A 13,458-nucleotide genomic window follows, 5' to 3' on the forward strand; every position below is an offset into this window, starting at 1 on the left:
AACTGGTGGTTGCCCATTGCTAACTGATTTTACTATACTGCATTCTTGCGTCATAATCAATTGCTTTGTTGCTTTTTATAACTGCTGTATTTGATATGATATGAGTAAAGTTGCGGTTGTTTATTGGAGCGGTACGGGTAATACCGAAGCAATGGCGATGGCTGTTGCGGAGGGCGCCAAAAATAAGGGCGCGGAAGTTTCGGTTTTAACCGCTGGTGAATTTTCGGCAGCTCAGATGAGCGCCTTCGATGCTGTTGCGTTCGGATGCCCCTCTATGGGAGCAGAACAGCTTGAGGAAAGTGAATTCGAGCCGATGTTTTCTGATTGTGAAGGGGAGATTCGCGGAAAGAATATCGCTCTGTTTGGTTCCTACGGCTGGGGCGACGGCGAATGGATGCGCAACTGGGAGTCTCGATGCAACGAAGATGGAGCCAATCTGGTGTGCGGCAGCGTGATTTGCAATGAAACTCCGGATGATGATGCGCTGTCAGCGTGCCGCGAACTGGGGGCATCCCTTATCTGAGTTTCTTAAACAAATACAGTAAAAGAAGTCGGACAGCATTTATGCTGCCCGACTTCTTTTACTGCTTCATTCTATCGAATGGTACCGGTGAGTTTTATTAAATTCATAAATCGCCCGCGATCTGCTTCAAGCATCAGACGGTCCTCAGCGACGTATGGGTTATCACAGGTGAGCCAGTCATCCCACGCGCGAGAAAAACAGTCCATTTCGCCAATGCTGAAGTTTTCAAGGTGTGCTTCAAATTTAGGCTTCCACCAGTCAATGGAATGCCACATTTGTAATGCGTCGTTATCCCATAGTAGATTCATTTCTTCTGGAATGTTCTCATGGAGTTCTTTTTTTAGGCCGGGAAAAGCGAGCGCCACTATAGCACCCTTTTTTAAAGTAGGCTTCAGAACCTTTTCGAAGTAGACATCATTGTTTCCGAAATAATGATAGGAATCTATGCCGACCACTGCGTCAAAAAAGTTTTCCGCAAAGGGAAGCCTGGTAGCATCAAATTGCAGTGGAACTGTCAGCTGCGCAACGCCCATCTGCTGGAATCTGACATAATTGTCGGTGGGAGAAATCCATAGATCTACGGCAAAGACGTCGGTCTCATATTTCTGAGCTAAAAATATGGATGAAAGTCCTCGGCCGCATCCTAAATCCAGAATTCGCATTCCTTTTTTTATGGGCAAATTGCATGTGAGCTCCTCGGCAAGTGTCCAGGCATTTGGACCCATCATAGTTTCACGTAAAAAGGAATGAGTGACGCGCATGGGCTATTCCTCCACCTTTTTCCCCAAGGATTGCTTCACGTGTTGCTGAATTGCAGAAAAGGATGCTGCACTGATCACATGTTCGATTCGACATGCATCTTCCGTTGCTGTTTTTTCATCTACACCTAAGCGCATCAGCATCTCAGAAAGGACGGTATGACGCGTGTACATCGTTTGCGCAATCTCCAGACCGGTTTTCGTCAATTTGATTGCACCATCTGAATCCACCAGAACATATCCGTCTTTCTTCAGAATGGACAGAGCTCTGCTGACGCTGGGTTTAGAGTATCCCAAATGCTCCCCAACATCAATGGCGCGCACAAGGCTTTTTGTTTTTGAGAGAATATAAATCGTCTCCAGATACATTTGACCGGATTCATGAATCGCCATAGGGACCCCCCTGTCTGTGTGTTGATCTAATTCCTTTATTATACCACAAACAGCCATCAAGATTCAAATTGATTCATGTTGTTTTGATTCGTCGAAATTTGTTTTGATTTCACCTTGACAACGTAAGAAGGATGATGTATTATTTGGGAGACCGGTTAGAAGATGCTAACCATTTTTTATCGTACACTGGTTGCTTTATGCTAACTGATATTTTGATGACAGGTGAGAAGAATGACTTTGAAAGATGCCTTGGAAGGAAAAGAGTATTTCGTCCGGCAAATTAATACGGATGATGAGGAATTGAACGCGTTTTTATTTTCTCTTGGGTGCTATGAAGGAGAGCCGATTACGGTGATCTCCCACTTGAAAGGTGGCTGCGTTGTTTCTATTAAAGACGGGCGCTACAATATCGATAATCAACTGGCCGAGGCAATTCTAATCTGATATTGCCTCGCCCAGTCCATAGAAGGCATAGGTTGCTGCACATGTCGGTTAGCATAAGACAACCGCCGTGTGTTGTGATAAAAAACAGCAAAACAGAATAGAGGAGGAAATTACCATGCGTATTGCCTTAACCGGCAACCCGAACTCCGGCAAGACCACCATGTACAACGCTCTGACTGGGCGAAATGAAAAGGTGGGCAACTGGGCTGGTGTTACGGTAGAAAAGAAGGAACATCCCATTAAGAAAGCGTATTTCAGCGGTACCGAAGAACTGATTGCGGTGGATCTGCCCGGTGCCTACTCCATGTCACCCTTTACTTCTGAAGAGAGTATTACCAGTTCTTATGTGCGGAACGAGCATCCGGATGTTATTATCAATATTGTGGATGCCACGAACTTGAGCCGCAGCCTGTTTTTCACGACTCAGCTGCTGGAATTGGGCATCCCCGTGGTGGTCGCCCTGAACAAGAGCGATATCAATGCAAAAAAGCAGACCGTCATTGATGTAGCGTCTCTCTCCGCCAAACTGGGCTGTCCCGTGGTAGAGACCGTCTCCACCGCCGCGGAAGGGCTGAAGGCCGTAGTGGATGCCGCTGTTGCACAAAGCGGTAAAATCCAAAGAGCTCCTTATGTCCAGGGCGACATTGATCTGACTGACAAGAAGGTTGTGGAGGAAGCCGACCGTAAGCGTTTCGCGTTTGTCAATTCCCTGGTCTCCCAGGTGGAGAAGCGGAAGGTCCTCACCAAGGACAAGGGCACGGGGGACGCCATTGACGCCGTGCTGACCAACAAGTTCCTGGGCATTCCCATCTTTGCCGTGGTCATGTTCCTGGTGTTTCAGATCTCGCAGGTCTGGGTGGGTCCGCTGATTGCGGACACGCTGGTGGCCTGGATCGAGACCTTCCAGGGCTACGTCGGCGAGGTGCTGCTGGCTGACGCCAATCCTCTGCTGACCGCGCTGCTGGCCGACGGCATCATCGGCGGTGTGGGCGCTGTCGTGGGCTTCCTGCCTCTGGTTATGATCATGTATTTCCTGATCGCGCTGCTGGAGGACTGCGGCTATATGTCCCGCGTTTCGGTGGTTCTGGACCCCATCTTCAAAAAGGTAGGTCTTTCCGGCAAATCGGTCATTCCCTTTGTTATCGGTACTGGTTGTGCCATCCCCGGCGTTATGGCCAGCCGTACCATCCGCAACGAGCGTGAGCGCCGTGCTACCGCTATGCTGACTCCTTTCATGCCCTGCGGCGCAAAGATCCCCGTGATCGCCCTTTTTGCCGGCGCATTCTTTGACGATGCGGGCTGGGTGAGTTTTACCATGTACTTCACCGGCATCGTTCTGATTTTCCTGGGTGCTCTGCTGGTCAACAAAATTGCCGGTTACAAGAACCGCAAGTCTTTCTTCATCATCGAGCTGCCCGAGTATAAAGTTCCCTCTCTGCTCTTTGCCCTGAAAGCTATGTGTGCCCGGGGCTGGGCCTACATCGTAAAGGCCGCCACCATCATTCTGCTGTGCAACACCGCTGTGCAGATCATGCAGACCTTCAACTGGAGCTTCCAGGTAGCAGAGACCGCTGATAGCTCTATTCTGGCTTCCATTGCCCATCCCTTTGCATACCTGCTGGTGCCCATTGTCGGTGTCCTCAGCTGGCAGCTGGCTGCCGCGGCCGTCACTGGTTTCATCGCTAAGGAGAACGTGGTTGGTACTCTGGCTGTTTGCTTTGTTGGTCTGGAGAACCTTATCGACACCGATGCTCTGGAAATGATGGAAGGTGCCGGCGCTGAGGTAGCAGGTGTTATCGCTATTACAAAGGTTGCTGCCTTGGCCTATCTGATGTTCAATCTGTACACGCCTCCCTGCTTTGCCGCCATTGGTGCCATGAATTCTGAGATGAAGAGCGCCAAGTGGCTTTGGGCTGGCATCGGTCTGCAGCTGGGTACCGGTTATACTGTGGGCTATCTCGTATACCAAATCGGTACCCTGATTACCACTGGTTCGGTGGGCGTAGGCTTTATCCCTGGTTTGGTTGCAGTGGTTGCTTTTGCTGCTGTACTGGTTTATCTGTGCACGAAGACTGAGAAGGACCTGAAGCGTGAATATGCGCTGAGTGGAGCAAATGCGTAATGATTGATTACATTTTAATCGCAATCATTTTGGTGATTGTTGCAGCAGCAGCTTTTTATGTTTACAAAGCCAAAAAAAGCGGAAAGAAATGTATTGGGTGTCCGGATGGCTGTTCGGCATGCAATGCAAAAAAGAATGGTTCCCATTGCAGCTGCGGCGAGCATAAACATAAGTAATACAGGACAAAAAGCTGCGGTTCTCCAATAGGGGGAGCCGCAGCTTTTTTTGAAAGATCACAACAAAAACTTGAAGGGAAAACATATCTGTATCTTAAATATAAAAAACAAGATTTCGCATCGACAGTTATTTGCTTCAGCGTCACCTTGGACTAACCGCATGGTTTCCGGTGAATTCTGAGGCTACAAATTAAAGAGCAGAAGGATGGGAGGTTTTGTGAAAAGCAAACGTGCCACAGAAGACTATGTAAAAACTATTTACCAGCTGTCACAAAAGGGAAAGGTTCGTTGTTGTCAGATAGCTAAATGTTTGTCTGTGTCCCGGCCTACGGCATTGATGTCGATTAGAATTCTTTCGGAAGAGGGGCTGGTATATCAGGATGACCTCAAAAATATTTATCTGACCGAGAAGGGGATAAAATTGGCGCAAAAAGTGGAGGCCAAGCATCGAGTACTATATGAGTTGTTGGTTATGGTTGGAGTTGATGAAGAAATCGCTTCCAGAGATGCATGCAAAATGGAACATGGGCTTGGAGAAGAGAGTTTTTTGGCTTTGCAATCGCTGGTCAGAGATCCTGATTAAGTGACTGAGTGTTTTGCACTTATTTGGAAATGAGGACGGGGTATGTTAATTGAATGTCTGAAGAAGGATATACAGGCAAGTGCAGTCCGGCTCGATGATATACCAGGGATTTACATCTGTCGGTTTAAAGGGGCGGGAGTATCCGATAAAATTGTACTCCCTTTTCCTATGGAGAAAACTCCAAGGCTTGTTGAAGCTCTCTTTTGCACTGAAGGCGAAATCATCATACAGCGTGCGAACGATATTCCGTACAGGGCGGTAAAAGGAAATGTTCTGCTTTTGACTAATATGACAGAGTATACTTCGATCAATATCAGCAAAAACATGCAAGGAATTCTGGTAGCAATCGATAACTGCCGAATTAGCAAACAATTTTTTTCTCTCTGCGATATTTTAAAATTAGACCTGGAACAATTAAAATCTGAAATGAGGGAGTGGCCTGAGAGTATAATAATCGTTAACAATAGCTGGACACAGTCACTGTTTGAGCTTTTGAATTTAATGACTGAGGAAGCGGCCGGAAAGTATTGCTTTTTAAAATCTTTGGAACTTCTGTATGTTATGTCTGCAAGGAGTTGCGGAGAAAGCAGTAATGATCGGGCTGAAGAAAGTAGATGTATGTGCCGAATTGTATTGGATGCCAAACGATATATGGAGGAGCACTTATCTGAGAAGATTACCATAATTCAATTAAGCAGAATACTTTCTGTTTCGCCTACCTATTTGAAAGCGGAATTTCGTCGCATACATGGAATGTCTATTCACCGCTGGCTGATAGAATTACGTATGCAAAGAGCCGAAGAATTGATTTGCTGTACGGATCAGCCTATTTACCAAATTGCACAGGAAGTCGGATACGAGGGGATGAGTCAATTCAGTGCGGCTTTTAAAAAACATTATGGTGTTACGCCGGGACAATTTAAAAAAATGTCAAAAACCATAACAAGGTGTCCGTTTCAATAATGACAGGCAGAGAAGGCCCATGTATAATAATTGGACACTCAACACCATCTTGATGCAAAAGGAGTGATCGCGGTGAAACAACATCGTTTCTGGGCCTGGGGTGCAGTAATCTGCATGATCATGGTCATGGTCACGGGCTATAAGCGGAAATAATAGAAAGGAAGAATTAAAATGGGGATGTATTCTAAACTGGCTTGCTTTGTGGGCGGTGCTCTGTTTGGCTCTTTTGGAGTCAAACTTCTGGCAAGCAAAGATGCAAAAAACGTATATGTGCATGCAACTGCTGCAGGATTGCGCATGAAAGATTCCGTGATGGAAACGGTTACCAATGTGCAGGAGAATGCAGCCGACATTCTTGCCTCTGCCAAAGATCTCAATGAAGAACGCGCCGCTAAGGAAGCTGAAGAGAATGCAGCAGCCAAAGTGGAAGACGTGGAAGCCTGACATCAGCAGAGGGAGCCGCCCCCACGCGGCTCCCTTTTTTCATGAAGGAGGATAACTCATGAATGCAACAATCTTGCACGAGAGTCGTGGCCGAATCCGTATCAGACTACAGCAAAGGCGAATGACTCTGGAACAGGCAGATCAGTTGGAAGCCTGGCTGCAGAGTAGGGGCTGGGCAAAGAGGATCACTGTCCATGAACGCACCTGCTCTGTAATTGCGTATTATAGTGGAGACAGGCAGACGGTTTTGGACGATATTCGTCGTTTTTCCTGGAAAGATGCAGAAAAGAGTGTAAGTTTGCCAGTTCACAGCAGTCGTGCCTTGAACCGGGAATTTGAAGAAAAATTAGTGGGCAAAATTGTGATGAAGGCAGCCTGCACGTTGTTTTTGCCGTCCCCATTACGAATTGCTCGAATTCTCTGGCATATGATTCCTTTTGTGCGACGTGGTTTGCGCTGCCTATTACAGCGGCGAGTCAAAGTGGATTTATTGGATGCTCTGTCGATTTCGATTTCTGCTTTCCGAGGAGATTTTGGTACTGCCGGAGCAGTGATGTTCCTGCTTGAAGTGGGAGAGTTGCTCGAGGAATGGACCCGAAAAAAATCCATGGAGGATCTGGCCCGATGTATGTCACTCAATGTTGATCGGGTTTGGCTTCGTACGGCGCAGGGAGAAGTACTGGTTCCGGTGTCCCAAGTGCAGCCGGGAGATGCAATCGTTGTGCGTGCAGGTAGCGTCATCCCTATGGACGGTATTGTTCTGGAAGGGGAAGCAACTGTTAATCAGGCTTCGCTTACCGGAGAGTCCATACCGGTTGCCAAACGAGCCGAGAGTGCTGTTTATGCGGGCACTGTGGTGGAGGAAGGCGAATGCGTTCTGGAAGTAAAACAAGCATCCGGACAAAGCCGTTACGATCAGATCGTGCATATGATTGAGCAATCCGAGCAGATGAAATCGGCAGCTGAAAGCAAGGCAACTCATCTGGCGGATAAGTTGGTCCCGTATACTTTTTTCGGCAGCCTGTTGAGTTTTGCCTTAACGCGCAATGTAGCACGTGCCTTGTCGGTTTTGATGGTGGACTTTTCCTGTGCGCTAAAGCTGGCAATGCCTTTGGCGGTTCTCTCTGCTATGCGAGAGGCTGGCAAAGCTCATGTTACAGTTAAGGGAGGAAAATTCCTGGAGGCGGTTGCTGCAGCAGATACCATCATTTTCGATAAAACGGGCACGCTCACTCATGCTTGTCCCCGGGTAGCGAAGGTTATTCCCTTTGGAGGGAATAACGAAAATGAAATGCTTCGCCTTGCTGCCTGTCTGGAAGAGCATTTCCCGCATTCCATGGCGAACGCGGTAGTGGAAGAAGCAAAGCGACAGGGCTTGACCCATGAGGAATTTCATTCGAAAGTAGAATATCTGGTGGCTCACGGCATTGTGAGTACAGTGGATGGTAAGCGTGTATTGATCGGCAGTGCACATTTTGTTTTTGAAGATGAGGGATGCAAAATTCCGGAAGGGGAGCAGGAACGATTTGCGATGCTTCCAGAAGAATACTCTCATCTGTTCCTGGCAGTAGGAGGGCAACTGGCGGCTGTACTATGTATCTCGGATCCCCTGCGAGAAGAGGCTGCCGATGTACTCCGTGTACTGCGAAATATGGGTGTCAAGCAAACGGTGATGCTTACTGGCGATAGCCAGCGTACAGCGGCTGCAATAGCAGCTCAGTTAGGTGTGGACGAGTTCAGAGCAGAGGTATTGCCTGCAGATAAGGCTGAGTTTGTCGCACGCTTGCGCAAAGAAGGACATACGGTTTTAATGGTAGGGGATGGAATCAATGATTCTCCCGCGCTTTCCGAGGCGGATGCAGGAATTGCCATCAGCGATGGTGCGGCATTAGCCCGAGAAATTGCAGATATTACCATCGCTGCTGATAGTCTTTGGGAGCTGGTAGAGCTGCGTCATGTTGCGATGGAGCTGATGCGGCGGATACATTCTAACTATCGTTTTGTGATTGGATTTAATGGCGCACTTATTGCATTGGGGGTAATGGGCATTTTGCCGCCAGCGACTTCCGCTACGTTACATAATTTGTCCACATTGGGTGTAAGTTTGAGAAGCATGAGTCCATTGCCGAAAGTACAGAAAAATGTGGATACAATCATAAGTGGCGGTTAATATGAAGGCTGTGGACACAGGCGATATCTGCGATATCAAACCATTCGACAGGCTTTCGCGTGTATGATATAGTAAGAGCAGAACAACGCTGAAGGTGTGGTGACAAAATGAGCGTAACAGAGATAAAACTCACTTTGGACGATACATATATGAATGTGATTCATTTTGGCAGCGGAAGTGAAACGGTAATTATCATATCGGGAGTCAGTCTGACTGGCCTGGAAGGTCAGGGGGAAGCAGTAGCCGAGGCATATCAGCTGTTTTCGGCGCAATATTCTGTCTACCTGTTCGAGCGCAAGAAGACCCTGAAGGAGGGGTATCACGTTGAAGATATGGCAGAGGATGTTTCCCGGGCAATGGAGCTGCTCCATTTGGATTCTGCATATGTTTACGGCGTTTCACAGGGAGGGATGATCGCGCAGGTCCTTGAGATCAGACATCCTGAAAAGGTGAAGAAGCTGGTGCTGTGTTCTACCATGAGCAGACCCACAAAAACCATGGAAAGGGTAGCGAAAACCTGGCTGGAGCTGGCCGGTAAGCAGGATGTGGTGGCACTGAATCGAAACTTTTTTCAGGTTGTGTACTCCACGTCTTTTCTGGAAAGTGTAAAAAGTCTTCTCCCTTCACTGGAAAAGGCCGGAAGTGCGGAGGATTGCGCCCGTTTCTGTATTCTGGTGAAGGCTCTTTTGCATTTTGATGTGTACGAACAATTGGGGCAAATCAAATGTCCTGTACTGGTGCTTGGAGATAAAAAAGACCGGACAATAGGAGTAGAGGGCTCTTACGAAATCATGGAAAAGTTGGGCTGTCCCAGTTATATCTACGACCAATATAGTCATGCCGTATACGATGAAGCCCCGGATATAAAGAGAAAAATCATCCAGTTTTTGAGTGACTCTCTTTGAACAAACAGGGTGGTTCCTACCAAAGGAACCACCCTGTTCACGTTTGCAATGCACGATTCTGCCTTAAGAAATCAATAAGTTTCTGAAAATGAAAATCAAATGAAGAAATTCAATTTAGCAAGTGCGATATTTAAGAAAAAAGCAGCGGTTGCCAATAAACACACAAGTGCGATGGGCATTCCCCACAGGGCAGCAGCCCAGAACACCAAAGGATGTTTCGCGGAATAAGCAGAGAGTCCTTCTGTGAAAGAAGAAAACAGGAGGCTTTGAGAAGAAAATACGGTATGCGTTGTAAGCTGGCTTTCCTGCGTTGGATCAATTCTTTCTGCCGCAATATGGCTTGATTGCATCATAATAGCTGCACCTCTTTCGACGCTTTTCATGGTCATACTATAGCACATAGAGGTCAAAGAAGCCGTTAGGAAACTTTTTGGCTTGCTAAGATTTTGTTAAGACGGTTATCTTAATGGAATCTTAATGCGCTGATGAGCCTTCTTTACATTATTTCAAGGCAGAGTATGGTACAATAAAGACAAAAATGAGAAGCGGGCGATGGAAGATTGGATAATTGGTACGAGTCGGAATACGAAAAAGCAGATAAACCGCGGCAAGGCCGTTTGAAGATATTTTTTGGCTATGCTGCTGGTGTGGGGAAAACCTATGCGATGCTGAAAGCCGCTCATCATGCGAAGGATCAGGGTGTGGATGTTGCAGTGGGTTATGTGGAAAAGCATACCCGCCCGGATACATTGGCGCTGTTGGATGGATTGGAACAACTCCCCACGTTGAAAGTAGAGTACAAAGGAATCGTTCTGAACGAGTTTGACTTGGATGCAGCATTGAAAAGACGACCTCAATTACTGCTTGTGGATGAATTGGCGCATAGCAATGCAGCAGGTTGCCGCCACACAAAACGATACCAGGATGTGGAAGAACTGCTGAGAGCGGGAATCGATGTATATACGACGGTCAATGTGCAGCATCTGGAGTCGTTAAATGATCTGGTGGCTTCTATAACGCAGGTTGCCGTCAACGAACGGATTCTCGACTCGGTGTTCGATTCAGCTGACCAGGTGGAGCTGGTGGACATTGAGCCGGACGATTTGATCCTTCGGCTTCAAACGGGTAAGGTTTACCAGAGGAACCAGGCCTCCCGTGCGTTGAATCACTTCTTTACAAAGGACAATTTGGTAGCGCTGCGTGAGATTGCGCTGCGCCGTACGGCTGACCGATTGAGCCGGAATGCGCAGCGGACAGGAAACGAGACTGCGGCGAAGGCAAGCGAGCATATTTTGATTTGTCTTTCCAGTTCACCGTCGAATGCAAAGGTGATTCGTACAGCGGCACGGATGGCAGAGGCGTTCCATAGCAGTTTTACAGCGTTGTTTGTAGAAACGACCGAGACAAAGGAGCTGAAGGGAGAAAATCTCAAGCGGTTGCGCGATAATCTGCGGTTGGCAGAACAGCTTGGTGCACAGATCGCCACCGTTTATGGAGATGACCCGGCGGTACAGATTGCCGAATATGCAAAGGTCAGCGGCATTACAAAAATTGTTCTGGGCCGTACCAACCACAAGTCCACGGCCTTTTTGAAAAGCAAAACACTGGTGGATAAGCTGACGAAACTTGCCGGTGACATTGATGTGTATATCATTCCCGACACACAGCCGCTCTACAAGAAAAAAGCATCCTTCATTCATCTGGAAGATCACAAATTTCGCTGGACGGATTTGCTGAAGGTTGTTCTGATTACGGCAGCAGCTACCGGAATCAGTTTTTGCTTCTATACATTGGGGCTGCGGGAAGCGAATATCATTACGGTATACATCTTGGGCGTTCTGCTGACGGCCATCTGGACAAACGGGCATCTCTATGGCGCGCTGGCATCGCTGCTCAGTGTTATCTCGTTCAACTTCTTCTTTACGGTACCACGCTTCACATTGGCAGCAAATGATCCGGATTACCCGGTCACGTTTTTGATCATGCTGGTGGCCAGTGTGATTTCCAGTACACTGGCCACCCGGGTTAAAAAGCAGGCGCGCCAGTCTGCCCAGAAGGCATATTATATGGAATTGCTGATCAACAGCAATCAAAAGCTTCAGCAGGGGCGTGATGAGCAGGAAATCATTCAGATTGCGGCAGAGCAGGTGAGTGCACTCCTGGATCGGCCGGTGCTCTACGCTTTGGCGATGAAAGGACAGGAGCTTTCTTTTCAGGTATCGCCGCAAAGCGAAGCAAACAAACAACTCAGTGCAATGACGCCGGAAGAAAAAGGGGTTGCAGACTGGGTAATAAAGAATAACAAGCATGCGGGCGCGACCACCAATACGCTCTCGCACGCGCATAATCTGTATCTCTCTGTCCGGGGAAACCAGGAAGTAATGGGCGTGATTGGCGTTCCGGCAAAGTATTATCCGCCGCTGGAGGTTTTCGAGAAAAACCTGATGATTTCGATCCTGAACGAATGCGGCCTTATTCTGGAACGCAGGAGATTGCGGGATGAAAAACAGAAAATCGCGCTGGAGACGCAGCGGGAAAGGCTGCGGTCCAACCTGCTGCGAGCGATTTCCCATGATCTGCGCACACCGCTTACCAGCATCAGCGGAAATGCAGGCGTTTTGATGGAAAAGAGCATCGCGCTGACGGAAGAGAAAAAGCAGGAAATCTACGCGTCGATTTACGATGATTCCATGTGGTTGGTGGACCTGACGGAAAATCTCCTGTCCATTACAAGAATCGAAAATGGCACGATGCATCTGCAGATGAATGCAGAGCTGATTGACGATGTGTTGCGGGAGGCAATTGCGCATGTTGATCGCCAGGCTGCCAGACATCATATTCGGGTAAACCTGGAAGATGATTTGCTGATGGCAAAAATGGATGCCCGGCTGATTGTTCAGGTAATTATCAATATTGTGAATAATGCCATCAAGTACACTCCGGAGGGGTCTCACATCTGCATTTCCGCTGAAAAAGAAGACAGAATGGTATGCATCCACATTGCAGACGATGGACCGGGCATTTCGGACGAGGCAAAGATGCATCTGTTCGACATGTTCTATACCGCCGGGATTGGAAAAGCCGATAGCAGGAGAGGCCTGGGCCTGGGGCTCAGCCTGTGCCAGTCCATTGTGGAGGCGCATGGCGGTGAGATTTTTGTGGAGAATAATGAGCCGCATGGAGCAATATTCTCCTTTACATTGCCTTTAGAGGAAGTGAATTTAGATCGTGTATAAGCCGAAAATTCTGGTAGTGGAGGATGATCCAGCCATTACCAATCTGATTCGAACCACTCTGGATACCCAGGAATATCAATATCATACAGCAAAAAATGGCGCAGAAGCATTGCTGGATGCGGTTTCTTATAATCCGGATGTGATTATACTGGATTTGGGCCTGCCGGATATGGATGGTGTGGAAATCATCCATAAGGTGCGTGGCTGGAATATGGTTCCGATTATCGTGGTAAGCGCCCGGAGTGAGGACCAGGATAAGGTGGAGGCGCTGGACGCCGGGGCGGACGATTATCTGACCAAACCGTTCAGCATCGATGAACTGCTTGCTCGATTGCGGGTGGCATTGCGACGCAGCCGTGCAGAGGAAGGTGCAGCCCAGACGCAGAGCAGCATATATCGCAATGGCGGAATTGTGATTGATTATGCGGCCGGCTGCGTATATATGGAAGGAAACGAAGTCCATCTTACTCCCATTGAATATAAGCTGTTGTGCGTACTTGCGAAAAATACGGGAAAAGTGCTTACACACAACTACATTTTGAAAGAGGTGTGGGGGAGCGTGCTGGCTTCCGATACCCCTTCGCTTCGTGTGTTCATGGCAACCCTGCGCAAGAAGATTGAGAAAAATCCATCCGATCCCAAATACATTCAGACTCACATTGGCGTTGGATATCGAATGATCCGGCAATGATATCGTAAAAAATTGATTTAAGGCAGTTCTGGTTTCAGAGCTGCCTTTTT

At 47.9% G+C, this 13,458-nt stretch carries 14 protein-coding genes; 11 read left to right on the plus strand and 3 right to left on the minus strand.

The window, feature by feature from the left end; all coding sequences use genetic code 11:
- Window positions 1-100 precede the first annotated feature (100 nt).
- A complete protein-coding gene (locus B5F28_RS11955; protein WP_087296112.1) occupies window positions 101-523 on the plus strand; it encodes a flavodoxin in 423 nt (140 codons plus the stop codon).
- Between the two features lie 71 nt (window positions 524-594).
- Here the strand turns inward: B5F28_RS11955 and B5F28_RS11960 are convergent, their stop codons facing one another.
- Together B5F28_RS11960 and B5F28_RS11965 are read right to left on the minus strand one after the other, a co-directional pair.
- Entirely contained in the window at window positions 595-1,284 is a 690-nt protein-coding gene (locus tag B5F28_RS11960; protein WP_087296113.1) for an SAM-dependent methyltransferase, read from the minus strand.
- Window positions 1,285-1,287: 3 nt separating this feature from the next.
- On the minus strand, window positions 1,288-1,674 hold the full coding sequence (locus B5F28_RS11965) for a metal-dependent transcriptional regulator (RefSeq protein ID WP_087296114.1): 387 nt from the start codon (window positions 1,672-1,674) through the stop codon (window positions 1,288-1,290).
- A gap of 231 nt (window positions 1,675-1,905) precedes the next feature.
- Between B5F28_RS11965 and B5F28_RS11970 the strand changes: the two genes are divergently transcribed.
- The 8 genes from B5F28_RS11970 to B5F28_RS12000 all read left to right on the plus strand — a co-directional run bounded on the left by B5F28_RS11970 (window position 1,906) and on the right by B5F28_RS12000 (window position 9,481).
- Window positions 1,906-2,118 (plus strand): FeoA family protein, encoded by a 213-nt coding sequence (locus B5F28_RS11970; RefSeq protein ID WP_058964345.1) that lies wholly within the window; start codon window positions 1,906-1,908, stop codon window positions 2,116-2,118.
- A gap of 115 nt (window positions 2,119-2,233) precedes the next feature.
- The gene (feoB, locus tag B5F28_RS11975; RefSeq protein WP_058964344.1) at window positions 2,234-4,240 is read left to right on the plus strand and encodes a ferrous iron transporter B; all 2,007 of its coding nucleotides are present in this window, start codon (window positions 2,234-2,236) and stop codon (window positions 4,238-4,240) included.
- Window positions 4,240-4,416, plus strand: coding sequence for a FeoB-associated Cys-rich membrane protein (locus B5F28_RS14540; RefSeq protein WP_140401656.1), 177 nt, complete (start codon window positions 4,240-4,242; stop codon window positions 4,414-4,416). Before feoB ends, B5F28_RS14540 begins: the two co-directional genes overlap by 1 nt.
- Before the next feature lie 217 nt (window positions 4,417-4,633).
- Entirely contained in the window at window positions 4,634-4,999 is a 366-nt protein-coding gene (locus tag B5F28_RS11980) for a metal-dependent transcriptional regulator (protein ID WP_058964343.1), read from the plus strand.
- 42 nt (window positions 5,000-5,041) lie between these two features.
- Window positions 5,042-5,962 carry a helix-turn-helix domain-containing protein gene (locus tag B5F28_RS11985; protein ID WP_087296116.1) on the plus strand — a complete coding sequence of 307 codons (921 nt, stop codon included), beginning with the start codon at window positions 5,042-5,044 and terminating at the stop codon, window positions 5,960-5,962.
- 171 nt (window positions 5,963-6,133) lie between these two features.
- Window positions 6,134-6,406 carry a DUF6110 family protein gene (locus tag B5F28_RS11990; RefSeq protein WP_058964341.1) on the plus strand — a complete coding sequence of 91 codons (273 nt, stop codon included), beginning with the start codon at window positions 6,134-6,136 and terminating at the stop codon, window positions 6,404-6,406.
- Window positions 6,407-6,464: 58 nt separating this feature from the next.
- The gene (locus B5F28_RS11995; RefSeq protein ID WP_087296117.1) at window positions 6,465-8,576 is read left to right on the plus strand and encodes a heavy metal translocating P-type ATPase; all 2,112 of its coding nucleotides are present in this window, start codon (window positions 6,465-6,467) and stop codon (window positions 8,574-8,576) included.
- A gap of 107 nt (window positions 8,577-8,683) precedes the next feature.
- Entirely contained in the window at window positions 8,684-9,481 is a 798-nt protein-coding gene (locus B5F28_RS12000) for an alpha/beta fold hydrolase (RefSeq protein WP_087296118.1), read from the plus strand.
- A gap of 95 nt (window positions 9,482-9,576) precedes the next feature.
- Here B5F28_RS12000 and B5F28_RS12005 read toward each other — a convergent pair whose 3' ends face one another.
- Complete coding sequence (locus B5F28_RS12005) at window positions 9,577-9,834, minus strand: hypothetical protein (RefSeq protein ID WP_087296119.1); 258 nt, start codon at window positions 9,832-9,834, stop codon at window positions 9,577-9,579.
- 207 nt (window positions 9,835-10,041) lie between these two features.
- Here B5F28_RS12005 and B5F28_RS12010 point away from each other — a divergent pair, with 207 nt between their 5' ends.
- The gene (locus B5F28_RS12010) at window positions 10,042-12,717 is read left to right on the plus strand and encodes a sensor histidine kinase (RefSeq protein ID WP_087296120.1); all 2,676 of its coding nucleotides are present in this window, start codon (window positions 10,042-10,044) and stop codon (window positions 12,715-12,717) included.
- Window positions 12,710-13,408, plus strand: a complete 699-nt coding sequence (locus tag B5F28_RS12015) for a response regulator (RefSeq protein ID WP_087296121.1) — start codon at window positions 12,710-12,712, stop codon at window positions 13,406-13,408. Before B5F28_RS12010 ends, B5F28_RS12015 begins: the two co-directional genes overlap by 8 nt.
- The last annotated feature ends 50 nt before the right edge of the window (window positions 13,409-13,458 follow it).

The organism is Gemmiger sp. An194 (assembly GCF_002160145.1).
In the GTDB taxonomy this organism is placed as follows: Bacteria; Bacillota; Clostridia; order Oscillospirales; family Ruminococcaceae; genus Allofournierella.